Below are 23356 nucleotides of genomic sequence, written 5' to 3'. Positions count from 1 at the left end.
GACCGTGAAACTGCTACTGATTGTCTTGCTGGTCGGCATCGTTCTGTCCCTCGCCTGGGGAGGCGTCGCCCTGTTGCGCGGCGGGCCGGCCGATACCCGGCTGGTGCGTTCGCTCACACTGCGCATCGGCCTTTCCATCGGGCTATTCATGTTGCTGATCCTCGGCGCCTTATGCGGTTGGTGGCGTCCGCATCATCTCTAGAGCCAATACACGAACACAAACAAGAACAGCCACACCACGTCGACGAAGTGCCAGTACCACGAGGCCGCTTCGAAAGCGAAGTGATGACGTTGGTCGAAGTGCCCGCGAACCACGCGCAACCACACGACCGCCAGGATGATGGTGCCCAGCAGGACGTGCAGCCCGTGAAAGCCGGTCAACATGAAGAAAGTCATACCGTAGGCGCCGGCAGACAGGGTGAGGTGCATGCTGTCGATGGCATGACGGTACTCGCTCGCCTGCAGCGCCAGAAACAGCCAGCCCAGCAATACCGTCAGCGCCAAGCCGAGTATCAATTGTGTGCGGCGGCCCAGCACCATCGCCCAGTGCGCCCAGGTCACCGCCACGGCGGAGGACAACAGGATCAGCGTATTGATGGCCGGCAGCCCCCAGGCTTCCATCGCCTGGTAGACCTGCGTGATGCCCGGCCCGGTCGACAGCGGCCAAGCGGGGACGAAATCCGGATACAGGCTCTTGTGCTCGAAATCGCCCAGCGTCGGCAGCGCAATCACCCGCACATAGAACAGCGCGCCGAAGAACGCGCCGAAAAACATCACTTCGGAGAAGATGAACCAGCCCATACCCCAGCGGAAGGAGAGATCCTCGCGGCCCTGGTAGCGTCCGAGCAGATTCTCGCGAATCACATCGCCGAACCAGCCGAACAGCATCCAGACCAACAACAAGGCGCCCACGCCCAAAGCCCAGGGCCCGGCCGCGAGCGCATTGACGGTCAGCGCGGCCCCCAGGGCGATGCAGAACAGCGCCACCGCGCCCAATAGCGGCCAGTAGGAAGGCGGCGGAACAAAATAATGCGTTTGCGATTCAGCATGCACTTCCATGACAGTTCCTCCCAGTCACGAGGTCACCCAGGACACCAGCAACAACAAGCCGCCAATCAGCCCGGCGAGCGCCAGCAATACCGCCAGCCCCACCTGCCACCAATGCAACCTGATGTCGTGCGCCGCAGCCCGGCCCTTACGGATGCCGGCAAACGCACTCAGTACCGCACCCAGCGCCCGCCACATCGGCATCGCTAGCCTCCTCCGACATCGAACAGGCTGTAGGCCAGCGTAATCGAGCGAATCTCCGGCGGAATCGACCGATCGATCACGAACACCACCGGCAAGCGCCGCGTCTCGCCCGGCGCGAATGTCTGCCGGCGAAAGCAGAAACAGTCGATCTTCTTGATGTAGCCGGCGGCCGCGGCCGGCAGGTAACGCGGCACAGCCTGGCCGACCACCTGGCGTCGGCTTGCATTGGTGATGGCGTACATCACCGTCACGAACTGCCCGGGACGCACCGCAAGCGAGCCGGTCATCGGCACGATCTGCCATGGCAGGCCGGGCTGTACCGTGGCATCGAACCGCATGCTGACCGGCAGCACGGCCTCTGCCGCCAGGCCGGCGTCGCGCTTCATATCGCTGATGCCCGTCAGCTCGCACACCACTCGGTACAGTGGAATCAGCGCCCAGGCAAAGCCGAACATCGCCAGTGCGACCAGCGTGAGCTTGATCGACAGCCGGCGGTTGGCGATCCGTTGCGCGGCATCCATGGCGCTACTCGTGACGCCCGCCCTGCATCTTCACCACCACCCCGTTCTCGATCACTTCGAGTTCGGGCGCTTCGACGAACGAGTGGTAGGGAGCCGGCGTGGGGATCCGCCACTCCAAGGTATTGGCGCCTTCCCACGGCAGTTGGGCGGCCGGCTCGCCATGACGCAAGCTCTTGAACAGGTTGTAGAGAAACAGCAGCTGTCCGAGCCCGAAGCAGAACGCGCCCACCGTGGCGACACTGTTGAAAGTGGTGAATTGCAACGCATAGTCGGGGATGCGGCGCGGCATGCCGGCCAACCCCAGGAAATGCATCGGGAAGAAGGTGACGTTGAACCAGATCATCGACCACCAGAAGTGAATCTTGCCCAGGCGTTCGTCGTACATCCTGCCGGTCATCTTGGGAAACCAGTAGTAGATCGCCGCGAACAGCGAGAACAGCGCGCCGGCCACCAGCACATAGTGGAAGTGCGCCACCACGTAATAGGTGCCGTGCAATTGGATATCCAGCGCCGCCACCGACAACGTCACGCCGGACAATCCGCCGATGGTGAACAGCAAGATGAAGCCGACCGCGAACAGCATCGGCGTCTCGAAGGTCATCGCGCCTTGCCACATCGTGGCGATCCAGTTGAACACCTTCACGCCGGTCGGCACGGCGATCAGCATGGTGGCGTACATGAAGAATAACTGCACCGTGGCCGGCAGGCCGGTGACGAACATGTGGTGCGCCCAGACCATGAAGGACAGCACGCCGATGGAGGCCGTGGCGTACACCATCGAGGTGTAGCCGAACAGCGGCTTACGGCTGAAGCTCGGGATCACCTGGCTGACGATCCCGAAAGCCGGCAACGCCATGATGTAGACCTCGGGGTGGCCGAAGAACCAGAACACATGTTGGTATAGGATCGGGTCGCCGCCGCCGGCTGCGTTGAAGAAATGCGTGCCGAAATGGCGGTCGGTCAAAATCATGGTGACCGCGCCGGCCAACACCGGCATCACGGCGATGATCAGGAAGGCCGTCACCAGCGAGGTCCAGGCGAACATCGGCATTTTCATCAACGTCATGCCCGGCGCGCGCAGGTTGAGCACCGTGACGATGATGTTGATCGACCCCATGATCGAGCTGATGCCCATGAGATGGATGGCGAAAATCGTCAGATCCATGCCCATCCCGAGCTGCGTCGAGAGCGGCGCGTACAGCGTCCAACCGGCCGCAGCCGCACCGCCGGGCACAAAGAATGCCAACAGCAAGAGCGCCGCCGCCGGCGGCAGCAGCCAGAAGCTCCAGTTGTTCATACGGGCGAACGCCATGTCAGGCGCACCGATCAACAAGGGCAGCATCCAGTTGGCCATCCCGGTGAAGGCCGGCATGATGGCGCCGAATACCATGATCAGCCCATGCGACGTGGACAGTTGATTGAACACCTCCGGATGGAACAACTTGAGTCCGGGCCGGAACAACTCGGCACGGATGCACAGCGCCATCACGCCGCCGGTAAAGAACATGCATAAGGAAAACCACAGGTAGAGCGTACCGATGTCCTTATGATTGGTCGCGGTAAGCCAACGCGTCAGTCCGCGCGGCGGACCGTGATGCAGGGCGTCGGGATCGTGAATCGCATCGATAGCCATCTTTCGCTCCTAAGGCTCCATAAATCAGCTCTTGGCCGCCGCGCCGGCACGTGCCGCGCGGATTGCCGAAGGCTGTACCGATTCGCCGGTGTGATTGCCCCACGCATTGCGCTCATAGCTGATCACCGCGGCGATTTCGGTATCGGACAACTGCTTGCCCCAGGCAGGCATGGCGGTATTGCGCTTGCTGCCGTTGAGCACGATGTCGATGTGTGCCGCCCGATCCTTGGTGACGATCGTCGAACCATCGAGCGCGGGGAAGGTGCCGGGAATACCGCGGCCGTTGGCCTGGTGGCAGGGCACGCAATTCTGGCTGTAAACCTGCTGGCCACGCGCCTTGAGGTCCTCCAGCGTCCAGACTTTATTCGGGTCGTCGGCCGTGGCCAACGCCGCCTTCTTCTGTGCCGCCACCCACTGGTCGTATTCGGCGGGCGTCTTGGCCTCCACCACGATAGGCATGAAACCGTGATCCTTGCCGCACAGCTCGGTGCACTGGCCGCGGTAGGTGCCGGGGCGATCCACCTGGAACCAGGTATCGCGGTAATAGCCCGGAATAGCATCCTGCTTGACCCCGAGCTGCGGTACATACCAAGAATGGATCACGTCGTTGGCGGTCAACAGCAACCTGACCTTTTTGCCGGTCGGCACCACCAGCGGCTGGTCGACTTCCAGTAGATATTCCGGGCGCTGCGTCGCCGCCGGGTCATCGCGCGGCGTCGCTAAATGGCTCATGAAGCCAAAGCCTTGATCGAGGTAGTCGTAACGCCATTTCCATTGAAAACCGGTGACCTTGATCGTCATGTCTTCATTCGCCACGCGTTTTTGCGCCAAAACCGAGCGTGTCGCCGGTAGTGCGATCGCCACCAGGATCAGGAAGGGAATCAGCGTCCAGAGAATCTCGACCGTGGTGTTCTCGTGGAACTGCCGCGCGGTGTGGCCGGCCGCTTTACGGTGTCGAACGATGGCGTACAGCATCACCGCCAGCACACCGACGAAAATCAGCCCGGTAATGATCAGCAAGAGGGTGTGCAGCTCGTATTCCTGCGCGGCCATCGGCGTGACCGGCGCTTGCAAGTTGAGTTGTTCGGCACGCGCGGCGACCGAACAGCACAGCAATAGCGGCATCATGCGCGCACGAGCCATCGTTTTTCCCCCTTGCCAAAGACAAGAATCCGGAACCCGGTAGATTCGAATTTTAGAAAGCAAGTCAAGAAAAACAAGAAGCCGCCTTGATGCAGCGCAAAAGCGGACAGGCGCAATACCCCCTCTCCGCGACAGATATCACGCTTTTCGTTGAACGTCAGACAGACATCGAAACCTGGATAAATCTGCGCACTCATAGCGCATGTAGGACACGACACGCCGGCATTTTATTTCTCGACATCAAGGAGATGACGATGACATTAGTCACCAACCGTACCAAACCAGGTTACCCCCCAGGCCCGATACTTGGGCCCGATGTTTTCGTCGGTTCGTCCAAGGACGACCTGGTCTACGCCGCCCACATCTCCACGCCGTACCACGCCGATGCCTTCAAACCGATCGATACCCTGCTATTCGGCATGGGCGGCAACGACACGCTGATCGGCGGAAAGCGCAACGACGAGTTATACGGCGGCGACGGCAATGACCGGCTTTTCGGCCGGAATGGCGACGACCAGCTGTTCGGCGAAGACGGCAACGATGTGCTCTCTGGCGGCGCCGGCAACGACTTGCTGCGAGGGGGGCGGGGCGCCGATACGCTGACCGGCGGCGCGGGATGCGACATTTTTGCCTGGCGAGTAGACGAATGGGGTGGCACCGACCACATCACGGACTTCCGACCAGGCGAGGACAAACTGGCGCTGCAGGGCATCAAGTGCGCCAAGCAACTGTCCTTGTCTTTTGACGGCAGGCACACGACCTTGGCCATCCTCGCGCCATCGGGCGAAGCCGTGCAAAGCATCGTGATCGAGCACGTCGATCTCCTGGATGGCCAGTCCGAGGCGGAAGCGTTGCGCCGGCTGATCATGCAGGGCGCGCTGGACGTGTAAAACCTAACCGCCCGCACACCAGCACGATCGTGCGGGCAGGCACATCCCATCGGCACTTGAGCCATTTTCCTATGTAAATCACACAGTTTTTCGGGAAACTGTCAGATCTTGCCGTGCTCAATCCTAAGCAACACTCGGTAATCCACCCGACAACCTTCGCGAAGGACGCACACCATGACAACATCTACGCTCAATCCGCCGCAACTGGAGATGGCCACCACCGCCTTCAGGCAAAGCCACCAAATCGGCACACCAGGCTCGGATCACTTATATGGCACTCAACGCGCCGATTGGCTTTTCGGCGTCGGCGGCGACGACTATCTCTTTGGTTTGTGGGGCGATGACACCCTCTACGGCGGTACCGGCAACGATACCCTCGACGGCGACGAAGGCAACGATACCCTCTACGGAGGAGCCGGCAACGATACCCTCCTGGGCGGCGACGGCGACGATACCCTCTTTGGCGGCACTGGCGACGACGAGCTCACCGGCGGCAACGGTCGCGACATCTTCGTATGGGGCAAAGACGATCTGGGCGGCATAGACCGCATCACGGACTTCAATCACGAAGAGGACACCTTGCTATTGCATCGCATCGATAAGGAGCAGCTCTCGCTGTCATTCGACGGCACGCACTCGCTGCTGCGCATTCGCAACCCGGCCGGCGAAACGATGCAAATCATCCAGATCGAGCACGTCGATCTACTGGCCGGCCAATCCGAAGCCGTAGCGCTAGACCGGCTGATCATGCAGGGCGCGCTGGACGTGGCGTAAAACGTCGCCGCCCGCACGCCAGCCACGATCGTGCGGGCCGGCACATCCCATCGGCACTTGCGCCATTTTCCTATGTAAATAACACAGTCTTTCGGGAAACTGTCAGGACTCTCCGAACTCAACTTGTTAACGCTGACATGCTTTCGTCAGCGCTCTAGATGCTTCTCTATCTCTCTTCACTGACAGGAGTTCTCGATGAGCACACATCTATCGACCAGTCGTCATACACGACGACTCAACGCGCTCGACAAGCACGTCGTGCTGCTTGGTACCGAAGGCGACGACATCATCTACGGCAGCGATGGCGACGACCGGATTTTGGCCGGCAAGGGCAACGACGATATTTTCGGCTTTGCCGGCAATGACTGGATCATCGGTCAAGATGGCGACGACACCATAGAAGGGGGCGACGGCGACGACGAATGCTATGGCGGGGGCGGTAAAGACTGGCTGCTCGGCAACAAGGGCAATGATTTACTGGCTGGCGGCATCGACGACGACACCCTCCAAGGCGGCGACGGCGACGACCTACTCTTGGGCGGCAAGGACGACGACATCCTGGACGGCGGCGATGGCAACGACATCTTGTGCGGCGGTTACTCGTTCGACGAACAAGGCACCTCTTCCATCGTCGATGACGACGATGGCAACGACCAGCTCAATGGTGGCGCCGGCAACGACGTGCTGCGCGGCGGCACCGGCGACGACCTTCTCACTGGCGGCAGCGGCCGCGACACCTTCCTCTGGCTGGCACAGGATCTGGGCGGCATCGACCGCGTGACGGACTTCCATCGCGAAGAGGACACCTTGCAATTGCATGGCGTCGATCGGAGCCAGCTATCGCTGTCATTCGACGGCACACATTCGCTGCTGCGCATTCGCAACCACGCCGGCGAAACGATGCAAACCATCCTGCTCGAGAACACCGATCTGCTGGCCTACCAATCCGAGGCCGAGGGGCTGCGCCGGCTGCTCGATGAGGGCACGATCCAACTCCAATATTAGCCCGAGTGCGCTTACGCGTTCTCGTCCCGGCCACTTGACCCCGGTCATTTTTCGCATTGCATGAAAGGAGCTCACAATGACAATACGCGCATCTCATGCCGCTCATCAGAATGTGGTCATTCCCCTCGCCAGACAGCGCCGCCAAACCGACAGGGTGGATAGTGAAGACTTGTATGGCACCCCGGCAGCGGATCTGATTTTCGGCAAAGGCGGAGATGACTATATCTATGGCCTGGAGGGGGATGACCGCCTCTATGGCGAGGAAGGGGACGACAAGATCTTCGGTGGCGACGGCAATGACCAGCTGGTGGGTGGCGACGGCGATGACGAGTTGCACGGCGAAGACGGTAACGATCAACTCTTCGGCGGCACAGGCGACGACATATTGCTAGGCGACAAGGGCGACGACACGCTCGATGGCGGCGACGGCGACGACAAGCTGTTCGGGGGCGACGGCAACGATCTACTCACCGGCGGTCAAGGCAACGACATACTCCACGGCGATGGCGGCAACGATCGACTCTTCGGCGACTCAGGCGACGACACGCTCGGTGGCGGCGACGGCGACGACAAACTGTTCGGGGGTGACGGCAACGATCAACTCATCGGCGGTCAAGGCAACGACATTCTCCACGGCGATAACGGCAACGATCGACTCTTCGGCGATATAGGCGACGACACGCTCGATGGCGGCGACGGCGACGACATCCTCCACGGCAGCGCAGGTAACGACACGCTCGCGGGCGGCGACGGCAACGACATCCTTCAAGGCGGCAGCGGCGACGACATCCTCAGTGGCGGGCGCGGCCGCGACACCTTCATCTGGGCGGGACAGGATCTTGGCGGCATCGATCGCGTGACGGACTTCGATCGCGAAGAGGACACACTGCAATTGCAGGATATCGATAAGAGCCAACTGACCCTGTCCTTCGACGGCAAGCACTCGCTGCTGTGCATTCGCAATCTGGCAGGCGAAACGATGCAAACCATCCAGATCGAGAACGTCGATCTGCTGGCCGGCCAATCCGAGGCCGAGGGGCTGGGCCGGCTACTCGACGCGGGCACGATCCAATGTTAGCCCGAGAGCATCAGCGCTCGCGCGTAAATCCGGCTGTCGTCTTGTCGGCAACGATGCGTCGGCGACAGCCGACAAAGCACCAAACGTCCTCTAGCACTGCAACTTTCCACGGCATCCCAAACTCTCTCACCCAGGCCAAGTGGCCTCACTCATATTCCATTCAGTGATAAGGAGTTCACGATGACAACACGTATCTCTCATACGTCTCGGCGAGAGGTGGTCATCACCGCCCCCAAACAACGCCGCCAAATCGGCAGCCTGGATCATGCATCCCCATTCGGCGATGACGACGATCTCTACGACTACAACTATATCTCCGGCGATGACGGCGATGACGATCTTGAAGGCACCGACGGCGTCGATAAAATCTTTGGCGGCAGGGGAAACGACCGCATCCGAGGCCTCGGCGGCAACGACGAGCTGTACGGCGGGGCCGGCAACGATCGAATCAGCGGTGGCGACGGCGACGATGTCCTGCTCGGCGACGCGGGGGACGATCAACTCGCCGGCAATAACGGCAACGACATCCTGTTCGGCGGCGACGGCAACGATCGGCTCACCGGCGACGACGGCAACGACCGGCTCTACGGCGAAGGCGGCAACGATCGCCTCTTCGGCGACCGGGGCGACGACACGCTCGATGGCGGCGACGGCGACGATATGCTCTTCGGCGGCGACGGCAACGATATCCTCGCCGGCGGTCAAGGCAACGACCTGCTCGTCGGCGGCGAAGGCAACGACGAGCTCGATGGCGGCGAGGGCAACGACCGGCTCTTCGGCGGCGCCGGCAACGACACGCTCAGCGGCGGCGACGGCGACGACCTGCTTCAGGGCGGCACGGGCAATGACCTGCTCAGTGGCGGCCGTGGCCGCGACGTCTTCCTATGGACCAACGACGATTTGGGCGGCACCGACCGCGTGATGGACTTCCATCTCGGCGACGATGTATTGAAATTCGAAGGCATTCGCGCGAGCCAGTTATCGTTGACCATCGACCGGGATCCGATCCCTGTGTTCGACCTCGTCACCGAGGAGCGCCTGCCCGACAGGCCCCGAGGCTTCTCCACATTGCACATCCATGATCAGACGACGGGCGAGCGGCTGCAGAGCGTGACATTCGACACCCCCAACGTCTTCGGCAACGCCTACGAGCTGGGATCGGACGCGGAAATCCTGAAGCAGCTGCTCGACAACGGCACGATACAGGTTGCCTAACCCCATCATCAGAGCGCGTAAGGCAGCGTCAGCAGTCGCGGTGCGCCGAGATGCCGGTCGAGCGTGGCCAGATTGTCCTCATAGGCCGGCATCTGCGGCACCACTTGGTTGGCCACCCAGCCGGCGAACTCGCAGCCGGCAGCGCGAATCGCCTCTGCGGTCAGCAGCGCATGATTGATACAGCCCAGGCGCATCCCGACCACCAGAATCACCGGCAAACCGAGCGCTTGCGCCAGATCGGCCATGAACGACTGGCCGGACAACGGCGCATACCACCCCCCCGCCCCCTCCACCGCGACACGGTCGTATTGCGGCGCCAGCCGCTGGTAATGCTCGACAATGGTGTCGAGACAAATCTCGACGCCGGCCTGTTGCGCAGCGATGTGCGGTGCAATCGGCGGCAAGAAGCGATACGGGTTCATCAGATCGAGATCCGTTTGCCCGGTGGCGTCGGTCAGGCGGCGAACATCGTCGTTGATCCAGCGACCGGCCGCGTCGACCTCGCAGCCCGAGGCCACCGGCTTCATCGCGGCGACGCGCAAACCCTCACTTTGCCATTGGCGAATCAATTTGACGGTAGAATACGTTTTACCGACCTCGGTATCCGTACCGGTAATGAAATACCCCTGGGTCATGGTGTCGCTCCTCGCACGCTGACAGAAGTGCGCTGTTATGACGCAAACTCGCCCTCGGCGCAAGCATTCGCCCTATTAAAAGACTGGATCGATGAAACCGGAAGAACTACTCGACAATCTGAAAAACCTGAGCGGTCCGATATTCTGGAGCACTCTGGCCATCCTACTGGCGGCATTGCTGACCAATCTGCTGTACTACCGCACGCTCGCGCGCACCATGCAGACGATTGCGCCCGAACGCCGCCCGTGCCCTCCGATTCTGGTCTGGGCCTCGTTGCTGCCGCTCATCGGCATCCTGTGGTTCATGGTCTATATCGTGCTGTTGTCGATCGGGCTGCAAAGAGAGCTGCGCGCGCGCCAGTTGCCCGGCAACGGCGCACTCGGCATTACGCTCGGTACCGTGACGCTGTTCGCGTTGTTTCTGGTACCGGGCTACCGGCTGTATGTCGTGCTGCCGGCCATGCTGTTCTGGGGGATGCATTGGCACCGTATGGCCAGATACCGCAAGCTGCTGGCCGAGCGGGTCTATTTGCTGGTGGACTAGAGCCTTAAGACGCCGCCATCCGCCAGCGCTGTTGCAACAACACGCTCGCCTCGTTATCCCGGGACAATGACGGCGACGGTTGCGCAGGCTGGAACAGCGGCGGCGGTTGCCGCTCCGCCCGATCGACCAGAAACCCCACCAGCGCGTGCACTGCCGGCGACAGATGATTGCGGTCGGGATAATAGAGATACATCGGTATCGGCGGCGCGACAAAATCGGTCAAAATCGCCTGCAGCCGCCCCTCCGCCAAATGATAGGCCACCTGGAACGTCGCCACCATGGCCACCCCCCACCCTAGTCCCGCCGCCTGCACCGCCGCCGACGGGTCGTTGACGATCAGCGCGCATGGCGGGGCCAGCCGGCGCGTCTCGCCATTCTCGACCAACTGCCAATCGATCAGCCGGCCGTCATCCGAGCCTCTCATGCGAATACAGGCGTGCTCGGCCAAATCGTCGGGCCGCTGCGGCTCGCCTTGCCGCGCCAGGTAATCCGGTGCGGCCACCGCAATACGCTGCATCGGGTAAAACGCCCGCGCTACCAGACGACGATCTTCATCCAGCGTATTTCCCATCGCCAGGTCGTAGCCCTCGCCAATCAGATCCACGGTACGGTTTTCGAACGTCAGGTCGAGCTGTACTTGCGGATACAAGCGAGAAAAATCATGGAGCCAAGGCATGATGACCTGGCGGCCAAACCCGAGCGGCAGATTGAGCCGAACCGTCCCGCTGGGTCGAGTATGCTGCGAACGGATCGCCTCTTCGGCATGCGACAACTGCGCCAACCCCTGACTCACTTCGCGGAAATACTGCCGTCCGGCCTCGGTCGGGCTCAGCGCGCGGGTGTTGCGATAGAACAGCCTGAGACCGAGCGAGTCTTCCAGTTGACCAACGTGTTTGCTGACCGCGGCCGGTGAAATGCCGAGCACGCGGGCGGCCTGGGAAAAGCTGCCGGACTCGACGGTCTGCACAAAAGATCGCAGCAAGGGCAAAGCAATCATCAAAAACCATTCTGGCTTCAACGCCATATTGAAAGAGTTTCGTTCGCCCTTTCCAGCGCCATGACGCTAGCCTGCTCGCGTACTGGCCCGGAACGACTACGGAGAACGTCATGAACATACTCATTTTACATAGAATTCCCTACCACAAGATCAACTACCATCTAGGCATCGATCATCGGCGACATACGGTGACCTATATCGGCACCGAGGCGGCCCTGGCCTCCCTACCGGGCGAACTGCCATGCCGTCGCATCGCCCGCCCCGGCCTCGGGCCGGTTTACCGGGAGGTACTGCAATGCCTGGATTCGGCGCCCGCACATTTCGACTCGGTCATCTCGCTATCCGAGTACGAGTTGCTGGATGCCGCCCATGTCAGGCAGGTACTGGGCGTGCCCGGCGACAGCCCGCAACAGGTGCTGACCGTACGCGACAAACTGCAAATGAAAGCGCGCGTCGCCGCAGCGGGGCTGCCGGTACCCCTCGCCATGTCGCTGGAAGATTGGCAGGCCGGCTGCGCCTTGAGCTGGCACGGGCGTATCGTCCTCAAGCCGGTAGACGGTGCGTCGAGCGAGAACGTGCTGATCTTTGACGACGAGCAGTCGATGCGGGCCTATCTGGTACGACACCCGCTGCCGCATGGCCAATTCGAAATCGAACAATTCATCGATGCGGGCATCCTGCACTTCGATGGCCTGGTGGTGGACGGCGAGGTGGTCTTGCTGGTCGCCAGTCAATATATCGGCAGTTGCCTGGGCTACGCCCGCGGTCACGCGCTGGGGTCGATCCAACGGCCGACGGCACCTGGTGAGGCCGGCTGGGTCGCGGCCGTGATCCGCGCACTGGCCATCGAGCATGGGGCATTTCATCTGGAAGCCTTCGCCGGCGAAGTGCAGCCGATCTTCCTGGAAATCGGCCATCGGGTCGGCGGTGCGGAAGTGGCCGAAACCGTGCGGCTACACACGGGGATCGATCTGCACCAGGCGTGGCTCCACTGGCTGACGGAGGGGGTGCGGCCCGCCATTCCGCCGCGAGCCCCCTGGTACTACGGCTGGTTCGTGCTCCCTGGGCATCACTTGCCGCCAGGGCCTTGCCGGCTGCGGGGACAGCAACCTTTCGCCAACCATCCACAGGTATTGCGCTGGCAACAACTGGCGGCCGATCAACCACTGCCGCGCCACATTACCTATCAAGGGCATGAGGTACCGGCGGCCGGTATCATCCGCGGCGCAAACCCCGGGCAATTAGCCGAGTTGATGCATCGCATTCTGAGCGAAGTGCATGTCGAGCCGATGACGGAGGTACCCGCATGAGCCCGCGTATCTATGGCCTATTGCTTTCGCGTTTCCTCTCGGCACTCGGCGACCAGCTATTGCTATTCGCCGTGCCACTGATTGTCTACCGCAGTACGGGCAGCATTCGCATGTCGGGCTTGGCGTTCTTCATCGAGTGGCTGCCCCGGGTGCTGTCCTTGCCGATCGCCGGCCAAATCAGCGACCGTTTCGGCGGCAAGCGACTATACATCGGCGCCGACGCGTTGCGCGCACTCGCTTGCCTGACCGTGGCGCTCTGGGTGGCCGACCAGCATCAGGTGCCGATCATGGCGGTCATGTTGATGATGGGCGGCTGCGCCTTTGCCTATGCCCAGGCCTTCATCGCCCTGGAGACTTCGTTGCCTCAGTTGGTGAGCCCGGCGCAGATGCCCACTGCGCAAAGCGCGTTGCAGGCGATCGATCAGACCTCGGCCATTGCCGGCCCCGCAGCGGCCAGCTTGCTGATGTTGTGGCTGACACCGGAACAGCTGCTTTGGCTGACCGGCAGCGCTTTCGCGCTCAGTGCGATCGGTGCGCAATGCTTCTGCCCGGCGTTGGCGCGGCCTGATGCGAAGATCAAACGCCCCGCCTTGTGGCACCACTGGCGCGCCAGCGGCGCCAAGGTACTGGGTCATCCCGTGCTGCGCGCGCTGGTCATCCTGAGCGTCAGCGTCAATTTGATTGCCGGATTGGCGTTGGCCAGTGGCGCCGCGATCACGCTGGGGCGCTTCGGCCTCGACCCGCGGCACTTTGGCTCATTGCAGGGGTCGGTAGGTATTTTGGCGGTCTGCGTGCTACTGGCCGTGCCGATTTTGCTGCGTTGGCTCAGCGTATACCGGCTGGGGATAGCGAGCTACACGGCCATCGCACTCGGGGGGCTGTTGATGGCCTCGGCAGCCAACTACCCACTATTTGTACTCGGCTATGCCATCTGCTTCGCTGCCTGCGGCAGCTTCAACGTATTCATCCGTAGCGAACGTCTGCTATGGATCGCAGAAGCGGAGCGAGGCAGCCTGATCAGCCTGATTGTGCTGTTCAACCAGTTGAGTCTGCCGCTTGCCGGTTTGTTGATCAGCCTGGCGGATACGCGGCATGGCCCGCAATGGCTGTTCTATCCGGCCAGCCTACTGGCTTGCCTGTTGATTCTGGCGTTACATCCGGGTTTGCATCGGCAGGCGGGGACAGCGCGAGTGATGGCGGAGTAAACCGCCATTCGATCGCATCCGCTGGTGGACTAGGGCCGGTTCGCCGGAGGTTAATCGCGGCTGAAACCGCTTCTACGGCCGTTCATACGGCCGCGAGCAAGGAGGAACGAGGGGTGACGTCGGATCAGATGCATCGCATAGAAAATGGCGATGCCGATCACCCCGCCGCCGACCACGTTGACCAAGCGCGAGCCTTCCTGCAGCAGGCTGCCGCCTAGCAAGGTAATGATCAGCGCATGGCCGGCACAGCGGGCGGCAAAGGCCGGCCGGTACTCGCGAAAAGCGACGATGGTGACCAGGGTGAGCAAACCGGCCACATTGATCCAGAAATCGCTGTGCGGCACGATGAACAGGCCGAGTGCGATGCCGCTCGGCACACCGACCAGCGCGCCGAACACCCGGTCGCGGATTTTCTTCGAAGTGCTCTGCAATTCGCCGGTGATCACGCTGGCCGCCGACCAGATGAACCACTGGCCTTCCGGAATGGCGTGCCGCTCGAATAGCCAGGCACACAGCCCGACCGCCAGCGCGGCGGCCAGTGCCGGCAAGACGGCATCGATGCCGTTACCAAGCCGACGTTCCAGGTGATGCCAGCGCGACAGATGCCGCAGCATCGGCAACACGCCCGCGCGCGGCGCGGCGGCGCAACGATGCAGCACGTTCAACAGCAGCACCGGCAGCACACCCCAGGCCAGGTAAGGCATCAGTTGCAGCGCGCCATCCAGGCGGCCGCCATGCCAATCGCCGCCGTTCTCGATGGCGGCATACAAAACCGGAATGAAGGTCCAGGTGCCGAAACTGCGCAAAGTCCTGTCCCAACCCGTCAAACCCAGTAGGGAAATCCCCAGGCCCGCACACAGCGCAACGAACAACCAGGGATGGGGAATGGCGAGAAACAACGCCATGAAGCCCAGCACCATCGCCAGACCGTGCACCAGCACGAGCAGCGGGCCCGATTTCGTCTCGCGATAGACGATCAACGCGGAGATGGTCACGACCGTGGCTTTCTGCCAGTTCGCGTCATGCCGCCATTCGGCCAGCAAGAAAAACGGCAGTAGGCACAACACCGCCGCCAAAATAGATGTGCCACGGAACACGCGGCGCAGGCGCGTAGCCACTGGCTGGATCGACTGCTGCACTGCTTACCCTATCTAAAAATCTATATTAAAGTAAATTCTAATATACATAGAAAGACAGGCCCCACGCTCTGATACAACGCAAGAGTGGCTAAAAAACTAAGCCGCCAACCTTGTGGGTCGGCGGCTTTTCCCGCAGCGCGATAACGCGCGGGAATCGAACAGGCGGCCTTGTGGGCCTTTGATTTCGCGGCACCCCGCCGACAACGGGACGGGAGCGACAGGGCGCGTGACGAGCGGCAATTACAACTGAGGGTTGAGCCAGTTCTCCTTGCCGTGAAACTTATTGAGGGCCGACAGGTAGGCCTTGGCCGAGGCGACGATGATGTCGGTGTCGGCGCCCTGGCCATTGACGATGGTGCCGTCGCGCGCCAGGCGCACGGTGACCTCGCCTTGCGATTCGGTGCCCTTGGTGATCGCATTGACCGAGTAGAGCTGCAGTTCGGCGCCGCTATGCACGACCGATTCGATGGCCTTGAAGGCAGCATCGACCGGGCCGGAGCCGCTGCTGGCGGCGCGCTTTTCGTGCCCTTCGTCGGCAAACACGATCTCGGCGCGCGGCTCCTCGCCGGTTTCGGTATTCACCTTGAGCGAGACGAACTTGAAGTCTTCGAGCTCGACGGCGCCGACGCCATCGGACAGCAGCGCATACAAGTCCTCGTCGAATACTTCGCGCTTCTTGTCGGCCAGCTCCTTGAAGCGGGCAAAAGCGGCATTGAGCGCTTCCTCGCTGGCCAACTCGATGCCCAGCTCGGTCAGCTTGGTCTTGAAGGCATTGCGGCCGGAGAGCTTACCAAGCGTCAGACGATTGGCACTCCAGCCGACACTTTCGGCCGACATGATTTCGTAGGTTTCGCGATGCTTGAGCACGCCATCCTGGTGGATGCCGGACTCATGGGCGAAGGCGTTGGCGCCCACGATCGCCTTGTTGGGTTGCACCGGATAACCGGTGATAGTCGACACCAGTTTGGAGGTCGGCACGATCTGGGTGCTATCGATGCCGGTCGTAAGCCCGAACAGATCGCTGCGGGTTTTGACCGCCATCACCACTTCTTCCAGGCTGGCGTTGCCGGCTCGTTCTCCCAAACCGTTGATGGTGCACTCCACTTGGCGCGCGCCGGCCTCGACGGCCGCCAGCGAATTGGCGACCGCCATGCCCAAGTCGTTGTGGCAGTGCGTCGACCAGACCACCAGATCCGAGCCTGGCACGCGTTCGATCAGGGTATGGATGCGCTGGTACCACAGAGAGGGAATCGAGTAACCCACGGTATCCGGCACATTGATGGTGCGCGCCCCCGCCTGAATGACCGCGTCGAAGATGCGAACCAGGAAATCCATGTCCGAGCGCACGGCGTCTTCGGCCGAAAATTCGACATCGTCGGTGAAGTTGCGCGCTTGCCTAACCGCACGCACGGCCGCCTCGACCACTTGGTCCGGCGTCATGCGCAGCTTCTTCTCCATGTGGATGGGGCTGGTGGCGATGAAGGTATGGATGCGGCCTCGGTTGGCCGGTTTGATCGCCTCGCCGGCAGCGCGCACGTCATTATCGTTGGCGCGCGCCAGCGAACAGACCGTCGAGTCTTTCACCTGTTCGGCAATGGCGTGAATCGCCTGTGCATCGCCCGGGCTCGCCGCCGCGAAGCCGGCCTCGATGATATCCACACCCAAGCGCTCCAACTGGCGCGCGATGCGGACTTTCTCCTCGCGCGTCATCGAGGCGCCCGGACTTTGCTCGCCATCGCGCAAGGTGGTGTCGAAAATAAACAAACGATCGCCCATCTTGTGGTTTCTCCCTGTTGCAGCCGACATCGGCGCCATGGCCAGATAGTCGTTGTAATTGAAGGTTCTGCCTTGGTTGGCCGCCAATTGCGCCAGCTTGTTGAGCTGGGTCAGCGGCAGGCTGCCACGCTCTCTCCATTTGTAGATTGCGGCGCGCGAAACCGGCTCATCGGGAAAAATTCGGGTCAACGCTTCTGCCAGTCGCCCGGGTCCGCCAAAATCTTCGATTAGTCGTTCGATGTCCAATTGCATGTTTCGCTCCACCGCTTATGTTCATTTACAGTGCCGAAACTAAGACAACATGTCAAACAACCGAGTGAAATTCCGAGAATTATTTGTTGCGGATTATACAAATCACAAGAAATTAGACATATTGTCCGTTTTATACAGTCGTAATACCGGGCAGACGACTCAGGTGAAGGCAGACCTGATCGCGCAAGAAGACATGCAAGGGGTGATTGTCATTGCGGCGATGCCAGATCAGGTTGATCGGGATGTGCAAGGCGGGGGCGAGCACCACGTGCTCGATATCGGGCAGCGAAGCGAATAGCGGCAGGTAGAGGGAGGGCTGAATCGAGATCAGCGGGGCGCGCTGCAAAATCAGGCCGGTCGTCATCAGGCTGGCAGAGGTGGCGACAATGCGGCGCTGCAGCCCGTGTTCGGCGAACAAGTGGTCGACCACCCCGGCGCTACTGCCACGATAGCTACTGGCCACCTGTTCGCAGGCGGCCAGTTCGGCCAGGCTGGGCATTGGCGGCAACGACAGTTGACGGCGCGAGTACAGGGCGACGAAACCGCTCTCGCCCAATAACCGCTGACCATGCCAATCGCGCGCCAAGAGCGGCGACCCACTGATCAGCAGGTCCACTTCGTCGCGATCCAGCGCGCCAAGCTGCTGGTCGATCTCCAGCAAGTGAGCGCGCAATTGCACGCCCGGGGCGCGTTGGCGCAAATCGGCAATCAGTGAGGGATAGAGCATCGCCTCCAGGCCATCCGGCGCCGCCACGGCGTAAGTGGCCTTGACCCGCGCCGGATCGAAGCTGTCGACACTGAACAGAATACGATTGGCCAGCACCAGCCAAGCACGAATCGGCTCGGCTAATTCCAATGCACGCGCGGTCGGCTCCATACGGCTACCGCTACGGATGAACAGCGGATCGTGAAAAACCTCGCGCAGACGCGCCAGAGCATGGCTCATGGCCGGCTGCCCCAGATACAGCCGCTCGGCGGCACGGCTGACGTGGCGCGTCTCGAGCAAGGCATCGAACGCCACCAACAGATTCAAATCCACGCGGCGCAGATCGCCGTGAGTAAAATCGACGTTGTGCATGACTGTAATTATAACAATCGATTTCCATCATAGTTGGCGGATTGCGACAATAGCGGTGTCATGTTTCCGAATTGCTTTATGCCTGCCCACCCCGCCTTTGCATCCCGACATTCACTGACCATCGCAGCGCTTGTGGCGCTGGAATATCTGCAAACCATCATGGTGTCGTTTGCCTCCAGCTATATTTCCGGCGGCATCGACGCCGCGCCGGAGGAGTTCAGCCTAGCCGCGGCCGCCTATGCCACCGTGGCCGTGTTGATGATCCTGGCACACCGCTGGTTGGTTCAGCGCGTCGGTTACCGCCGCCTGTTGCGACTGTCCCTGTTCACGTTCGCACTGGGCGCGTTGGTCTGCGCCAACGCCGATTCGGTCGGCGTCTTTATCGTCGGGCGCATGTTGAGCGCGACCGGCGGCAGCGCTTTCTTCACCGCGGCACGGGTTCAGGTGTTGCACCACCGCGGCCCGGCACGCGTGCCGGCATTGCTGGCCGTGCCGGTCGGCATCACACTGGCATCGGCGGCGGCGCCTTGGCTGGCCAGCATATTGGTCACCGAGACGAGCTGGCGCGCGCTGTTCTGGATCATGCTGCCGCTGACAGTGCTGGTTGAACGCCTGGTGGCCGTCACCGTGCCGCAGCGCGAGCCGGTTCCACCGCCCCAAGCGGACAAACTGCACCCGTTGGCGGTCACACTGCTGACCGTCGGCGTCTTCAGTCTGCAATTTTTCCTGGAACGTGCCCGCTACGATCTGTTCGACCATGCCGAAACGATTCTGGCCGGTGCGGGGCTAGCCGCGTTGCTGCTGCTGGGATACCTGTGGCACGAATGGCGCCAGCCGCGTCCGCTGATTCCCTACTCGCGTTTCTCCAGCTTGCGCTATTGGCTCGGCATGACGATCTACGGCACCGGCTACCTGGTGGTGTCCGGTTGCAACGTCATCCTGCCGATTTTCATGGTGCAGGGGCTCGGTTTCGCCTTGCAAAGTACCGGTTGGGTGATGGGCTTGAGTTCGCTCCTGGGCCTGCCCATCGTCTTCTTGCATTTCCGCCTGCTGCAACGTTGGCCGAACATGCGCGGCTTTCTGCGCGCCAGTATGCTCGGCCTGGCCGGCTTCGCCTGGCTCGCCGAGCGCCTGAGCCCCGAGGCCACGCTATGGCATATCGCGCTGGCACTGATCGTCCTCAATGCGCTATTCATGCCCTTCATGCTCGGCACAGCGGCGGCCAGCACCTTCCGCGGCATTCCGGACTCGGCCTTCAGCCACGCCTACCAAGTCAAGAATTCGATGCGCGAAATCGCCAACGCACTCGGTATTTCCGTCGCCACCATCGTGGTACAGATGCGGACCACCTTGCACTACAGCCGGTTGGCGGAGGGGACGACCAATCTGTCTCCCTGGTATGGCATGGCGAACGGCCCGGCAGACCCCTTGGGCCTCGCCCACCCCGACATGCCGGCCTTGGCGCAGCTGGCGGGCGAAATCGGGCGACAATCGACGCTACTGGCTTGCCAGGATTATTTCGTCGGCCTCGGCGCGCTGGCGCTATTGGGCTTGCTGTTATTGCAGACCAAGACCGAAAAATCCATCGGATAGGCATCGATGACGAGATGGCCGACAGACAACAACAAGCTCTGCACGGCGATTGTTCGCTTTCCGCAAAGACACGACCGTCAATCCAGAACCGTCACACCTCTCGCAACGTCCTTCACCTGTGCCCACCACGCACGGGCATGAAACATCCTTTTTGAAGCGCACTCACTGAGAGGAACTGAAAGCATGACTGACAAACTAGCTAGCACCGACACTGTAGACAACGCACCCGATTGCCAAACCAACCGGCTCGAACAATTCGCGAACAGGGGCTGGATGACGGCAGCTCAGCACAATACTTTCGCGGGCACAGACCGATTGTTCGGCAGCGAAGATGTGCAAGATACCTTCGTCTGGCGGCAACAGAATATGGATGGCGGCACCGATTACGTGCGGAACTTCGACCCGAGCGAATGCGACCGAGTGCAGTTGCATGGTGTCTCGCAAGATCAAGTGTCGCTGTCGTTCAATGGTATGCACACCATCTTGCGCATCGGCCAGGGCGACGAAACGCAGCAAATCATCCAGATCGAGAACGTCAATTTGGTAGGGGAGCGCTCCGAGGCGGCAGCGCTGCTGCACCTGATCGAGCAAAATACGCTGACGTTTTCGTACTAATGACTAGGTAGCAAAACGCGCCGGTTCATACCGGCGCGTTTTTTCGAGGTAGGCAACGCACGGACAGCGTCGCCAAACTAGGATTGCACAGCGCGAGGCCGCTTGTGACGGCGCCACAAAGCGCCGACATAGCCCGATAGCCCGTAGCAGACAAAGAACCCGAACAGAACCAGCGGCGGCGAGGCCACCAGCAGCAGAAAGCCCAACACCAGCAGCATCAGGACGAAGAACGGCACTTTGCGGCGCAGGTGGATCTCCTTGAAGCTCCAGAAGCGCACATTGGTCACCATCGACAGGCCGGCGAAGGCGGTAAAGGCCAGCGCCAGCCAATTCATATGCGGCAGGGTATCGTAACCGTATTCGAGGCAAATCCACACCAGACCGGCCACCAGCGCGGCGGCGGCGGGGCTCGGCAGTCCGATGAACCAGCGCTTGTCGACCACCCCGATCATGGTATTGAAGCGCGCCAGCCGCAGCGCCGCCGAGGCGCAGTAGATGAAGGCGACCATCCAGCCCAGCTTGCCCAGACCGCGTAGCTGCCACTCGTAGATCACCAGTGCCGGCGCCACGCCGAAGCTGACCATGTCGGACAGGCTATCGAACTCGGCGCCGAAGGCGCTCTGGCTATGCGTCAGCCGCGCCACGCGGCCATCCATGCCGTCGAGGATCATGGCGATGAAGATCGCCATGGCGCCATACTCGAAGTTGTGGTTCATCGCCTGTACCACGGCATAGAAGCCGGCGAACAATGCGGCGAGCGTAAAGGAGTTGGGCAGCAGATAAATGCCTTGGCGACGTAGCGAACGCTTTTCGCGTCCGCCTGGCAGCATGTCCGGGATGGTCATGGTCGGTATCCGATCAAGCGAGTTTCGCCAGGATAGTGCAAGTCGCCGATACCTTGTCGCCGATGGCCACGCACGGGGTGGCGGTGAGCGGTAGATAAACGTCGACCCGCGAACCGAAGCGAATGAAACCGTAACGTTGGCCACGCGCGAGCCGATCGCCGGCGCGGGTGTAACACAGAATGCGGCGTGCAACCAAGCCGGCGATCTGTACGAAAGTGATTTGCGTGCCGTCGGGCGTCGCGAGCAACACGGCATTGCGTTCGTTTTCCAGCGAGGCCTTGGCCAATGCGGCGTTCAGGAAGGAGCCGGCATGGTACTCGACCTTTTCCACCGTCCCGTCCACCGGGCTGCGGTTGGAATGGACGTTGAACACGTTCATGAACACACTGATCTTCAACGCTTCCTGATTGCGATACGGATCCAGCGCCTTTTCCACCACGACGATGCGGCCGTCGGCCGGCGACAGCACGGCATTCGCGTCGGCGGGCACCGCGCGCGGCGGGTCGCGGAAAAACTGCAGGACGAACAGGGCCACCAGCCACAGCGGGGCCGACCACCAGCCGATGGCGGGCGTCAGGGCCAGGGAGACCGCGACCGAGATGAACAGGAACGGCCAGCCTTCACGGGCGATCAGTGGGTGGGGATAGTGCGCGGACATCGAGTCTCCAGTTATCTGCGGGGGCGAGCCCCAAAACAATGCGGGATTATAACCCTCCGCGACGGCGTCGGGTGAAACCCGAGCATCCACTTGATTCACCAAAGGCATAAACCTTTGGGATTCAAAATGAAAAATCCCTCCCTCCGGGCGGAGAGAGGGCGGGTCGTACGCGGCGGGGCGATCAGTTCTTGCTTTGATCGACCAGCTTGTTCTTGGCAATCCAAGGCATCATTTCGCGCAGCTTGGCTCCGACCTGCTCGATCGGGTGGGCGGCGTTCAGACGACGGCGCGCGGTCATCGACGGATAGTTGGTCTTGCCTTCCAGGATGAACATCTTGGCGTATTCGCCGGTCTGGATGCGCTTGAGCGCGTGACGCATCGCGTCCTTGGTCGCCTCGGTGATCACCTCCGGCCCGGTGACGTACTCGCCATACTCGGCATTGTTGGAGACCGAGTAGTTCATATTGGCGATGCCGCCTTCGTACATCAGGTCGACGATCAGCTTGAGTTCGTGCAGGCACTCGAAGTAAGCCATTTCCGGCGCGTAGCCGGCTTCGGTCAGCGTTTCGAAACCGGCCTTGACCAGTTCGACCGCACCGCCGCACAACACGGCCTGTTCGCCGAACAAATCGGTCTCGGTTTCTTCACGGAACGACGTCTCGATCACCCCGCCCTTGGTGCCGCCGTTGGCCGCCGCATAGGACAGCGCCACGTCGCGCGCCTTGCCGGACTGATCTTGATAGACGGCGATCAGGCTCGGCACGCCGCCGCCCTTGACGTACTCGGAGCGCACGGTATGGCCGGGCCCCTTCGGGGCCACCATGATCACGTCCAGATCGGCGCGCGGCACGATCTGGTTGTAGTGCACGTTGAAACCGTGGGCGAAGGCCAGCGCCGCGCCCTTCTTCAGATTGGGCTCCACGTCCTTGTAGTACACGTCCGGCTGCGATTCGTCCGGCAGCAGGATCATCACCACGTCGGCCTTCTTGACCGCCTCGGCCACTTCCTTGACCTTATGGCCAGCCGATTCCGCCTTCTTCCACGAAGCGCCATCCTTACGCAGACCGACCACCACGTCCACACCGGAGTCCTTCAAATTCTGCGCATGGGCATGGCCTTGCGAACCATAACCGATGATGGCGACTTTTTTACCCTTGATGATCGAGAGATCTGCGTCTTTATCGTAAAAAACTTTCATA

24 protein-coding genes are annotated in these 23356 nt (G+C 61.4%); 11 read left to right on the top strand and 13 right to left on the bottom strand.

The window, feature by feature from the left end:
* Window positions 1–4: 4 nt before the first annotated feature.
* The gene (locus DFP86_RS05840) at window positions 5–202 is read left to right on the top strand and encodes a DUF2909 domain-containing protein (protein ID WP_133679107.1); all 198 of its coding nucleotides are present in this window, start codon (window positions 5–7) and stop codon (window positions 200–202) included.
* Here the strand turns inward: DFP86_RS05840 and DFP86_RS05835 are convergent.
* Genes DFP86_RS05835 through coxB form a run of 5 tightly spaced genes read right to left on the bottom strand, consistent with a single transcriptional unit; the run spans window position 199 to window position 4548 of the window.
* Window positions 199–1059 (bottom strand): cytochrome c oxidase subunit 3, encoded by an 861-nt coding sequence (locus tag DFP86_RS05835; protein WP_133679104.1) that lies wholly within the window; start codon window positions 1057–1059, stop codon window positions 199–201. The genes DFP86_RS05840 and DFP86_RS05835 overlap by 4 nt on opposite strands.
* Before the next feature lie 15 nt (window positions 1060–1074).
* Window positions 1075–1251 carry a DUF2970 domain-containing protein gene (locus DFP86_RS05830; protein WP_133679102.1) on the bottom strand — a complete coding sequence of 59 codons (177 nt, stop codon included), beginning with the start codon at window positions 1249–1251 and terminating at the stop codon, window positions 1075–1077.
* 2 nt (window positions 1252–1253) lie between these two features.
* A complete protein-coding gene (locus tag DFP86_RS05825) occupies window positions 1254–1772 on the bottom strand; it encodes a cytochrome c oxidase assembly protein (RefSeq protein ID WP_133679100.1) in 519 nt (172 codons plus the stop codon).
* 4 nt (window positions 1773–1776) lie between these two features.
* On the bottom strand, window positions 1777–3405 hold the full coding sequence (gene ctaD / locus DFP86_RS05820; protein ID WP_133679098.1) for a cytochrome c oxidase subunit I: 1629 nt from the start codon (window positions 3403–3405) through the stop codon (window positions 1777–1779).
* Between the two features lie 24 nt (window positions 3406–3429).
* Window positions 3430–4548: a cytochrome c oxidase subunit II gene (coxB, locus tag DFP86_RS05815; protein WP_133679096.1), complete on the bottom strand. Its 1119-nt coding sequence runs from the start codon at window positions 4546–4548 to the stop codon at window positions 3430–3432.
* Between the two features lie 254 nt (window positions 4549–4802).
* Here coxB and DFP86_RS19735 point away from each other — a divergent pair, with 254 nt between their 5' ends.
* The 5 genes from DFP86_RS19735 (at window position 4803) to DFP86_RS19715 (ending at window position 9510) form a co-directional block, all read left to right on the top strand.
* Window positions 4803–5438, top strand: coding sequence for a calcium-binding protein (locus DFP86_RS19735; RefSeq protein ID WP_424991622.1), 636 nt, complete (start codon window positions 4803–4805; stop codon window positions 5436–5438).
* Between the two features lie 174 nt (window positions 5439–5612).
* The gene (locus tag DFP86_RS19730; protein ID WP_133679092.1) at window positions 5613–6212 is read left to right on the top strand and encodes a calcium-binding protein; all 600 of its coding nucleotides are present in this window, start codon (window positions 5613–5615) and stop codon (window positions 6210–6212) included.
* A 195-nt stretch (window positions 6213–6407) separates the two neighbouring features.
* The gene (locus tag DFP86_RS19725; RefSeq protein ID WP_133679090.1) at window positions 6408–7217 is read left to right on the top strand and encodes a calcium-binding protein; all 810 of its coding nucleotides are present in this window, start codon (window positions 6408–6410) and stop codon (window positions 7215–7217) included.
* 76 nt (window positions 7218–7293) lie between these two features.
* On the top strand, window positions 7294–8295 hold the full coding sequence (locus DFP86_RS19720) for a calcium-binding protein (RefSeq protein WP_133679088.1): 1002 nt from the start codon (window positions 7294–7296) through the stop codon (window positions 8293–8295).
* A gap of 180 nt (window positions 8296–8475) precedes the next feature.
* Window positions 8476–9510 (top strand): calcium-binding protein, encoded by a 1035-nt coding sequence (locus DFP86_RS19715; protein WP_133679086.1) that lies wholly within the window; start codon window positions 8476–8478, stop codon window positions 9508–9510.
* Window positions 9511–9518: 8 nt separating this feature from the next.
* On the opposite strand, the gene bioD is transcribed toward DFP86_RS19715, so the two are convergent.
* A complete protein-coding gene (gene bioD, locus DFP86_RS05785) occupies window positions 9519–10145 on the bottom strand; it encodes a dethiobiotin synthase (protein WP_133679084.1) in 627 nt (208 codons plus the stop codon).
* A 91-nt stretch (window positions 10146–10236) separates the two neighbouring features.
* On the opposite strand from bioD, the gene DFP86_RS05780 reads away from it, so the two are divergent.
* Window positions 10237–10689: a hypothetical protein gene (locus DFP86_RS05780; RefSeq protein WP_133679082.1), complete on the top strand. Its 453-nt coding sequence runs from the start codon at window positions 10237–10239 to the stop codon at window positions 10687–10689.
* Window positions 10690–10693: 4 nt separating this feature from the next.
* Here the strand turns inward: DFP86_RS05780 and DFP86_RS05775 are convergent, their stop codons facing one another.
* Complete coding sequence (locus DFP86_RS05775) at window positions 10694–11686, bottom strand: LysR family transcriptional regulator (RefSeq protein WP_166642169.1); 993 nt, start codon at window positions 11684–11686, stop codon at window positions 10694–10696.
* 110 nt (window positions 11687–11796) lie between these two features.
* Between DFP86_RS05775 and DFP86_RS05770 the strand changes: the two genes are divergently transcribed.
* Both DFP86_RS05770 and DFP86_RS05765 read left to right on the top strand, forming a co-directional pair.
* Window positions 11797–12996, top strand: a complete 1200-nt coding sequence (locus DFP86_RS05770; RefSeq protein WP_133679078.1) for an ATP-grasp domain-containing protein — start codon at window positions 11797–11799, stop codon at window positions 12994–12996.
* Window positions 12993–14201 (top strand): MFS transporter, encoded by a 1209-nt coding sequence (locus DFP86_RS05765; protein WP_133679076.1) that lies wholly within the window; start codon window positions 12993–12995, stop codon window positions 14199–14201. The genes DFP86_RS05770 and DFP86_RS05765 overlap by 4 nt, the downstream gene beginning before the upstream one ends.
* Before the next feature lie 50 nt (window positions 14202–14251).
* On the opposite strand, the gene DFP86_RS05760 is transcribed toward DFP86_RS05765, so the two are convergent.
* From DFP86_RS05760 to DFP86_RS05750, 3 genes are all read right to left on the bottom strand, one after another.
* Window positions 14252–15340: an FUSC family protein gene (locus DFP86_RS05760; protein ID WP_133679074.1), complete on the bottom strand. Its 1089-nt coding sequence runs from the start codon at window positions 15338–15340 to the stop codon at window positions 14252–14254.
* Window positions 15341–15580: 240 nt separating this feature from the next.
* On the bottom strand, window positions 15581–17368 hold the full coding sequence (locus tag DFP86_RS05755; RefSeq protein ID WP_133679072.1) for a 2-isopropylmalate synthase: 1788 nt from the start codon (window positions 17366–17368) through the stop codon (window positions 15581–15583).
* 130 nt (window positions 17369–17498) lie between these two features.
* Window positions 17499–18446, bottom strand: coding sequence for a LysR family transcriptional regulator (locus tag DFP86_RS05750; RefSeq protein ID WP_133679070.1), 948 nt, complete (start codon window positions 18444–18446; stop codon window positions 17499–17501).
* Window positions 18447–18524: 78 nt separating this feature from the next.
* On the opposite strand from DFP86_RS05750, the gene DFP86_RS05745 reads away from it, so the two are divergent.
* Window positions 18525–20039, top strand: coding sequence for an MFS transporter (locus DFP86_RS05745; RefSeq protein WP_166642168.1), 1515 nt, complete (start codon window positions 18525–18527; stop codon window positions 20037–20039).
* A 183-nt stretch (window positions 20040–20222) separates the two neighbouring features.
* Window positions 20223–20654 carry a hypothetical protein gene (locus DFP86_RS05740; protein WP_133679066.1) on the top strand — a complete coding sequence of 144 codons (432 nt, stop codon included), beginning with the start codon at window positions 20223–20225 and terminating at the stop codon, window positions 20652–20654.
* 77 nt (window positions 20655–20731) lie between these two features.
* Here DFP86_RS05740 and pssA read toward each other — a convergent pair whose 3' ends face one another.
* The 3 genes from pssA to ilvC all read right to left on the bottom strand — a co-directional run bounded on the left by pssA (window position 20732) and on the right by ilvC (window position 23355).
* The gene (gene pssA / locus DFP86_RS05735; protein WP_208108242.1) at window positions 20732–21499 is read right to left on the bottom strand and encodes a CDP-diacylglycerol--serine O-phosphatidyltransferase; all 768 of its coding nucleotides are present in this window, start codon (window positions 21497–21499) and stop codon (window positions 20732–20734) included.
* Between the two features lie 13 nt (window positions 21500–21512).
* Window positions 21513–22157 carry a phosphatidylserine decarboxylase gene (locus tag DFP86_RS05730; protein WP_133679064.1) on the bottom strand — a complete coding sequence of 215 codons (645 nt, stop codon included), beginning with the start codon at window positions 22155–22157 and terminating at the stop codon, window positions 21513–21515.
* A gap of 181 nt (window positions 22158–22338) precedes the next feature.
* On the bottom strand, window positions 22339–23355 hold the full coding sequence (gene ilvC / locus DFP86_RS05725) for a ketol-acid reductoisomerase (protein ID WP_133679062.1): 1017 nt from the start codon (window positions 23353–23355) through the stop codon (window positions 22339–22341).
* Window position 23356: the final 1 nt, after the last annotated feature.

Origin of the sequence: Paludibacterium purpuratum (genome assembly GCF_004363805.1) — a bacterium.
GTDB classification, from domain to species: Bacteria; Pseudomonadota; Gammaproteobacteria; order Burkholderiales; family Chromobacteriaceae; genus Paludibacterium; species Paludibacterium purpuratum.
Note: the sequence above shows the minus strand (reverse complement) of the source record. Positions and strands in the feature narration are given on the sequence as shown.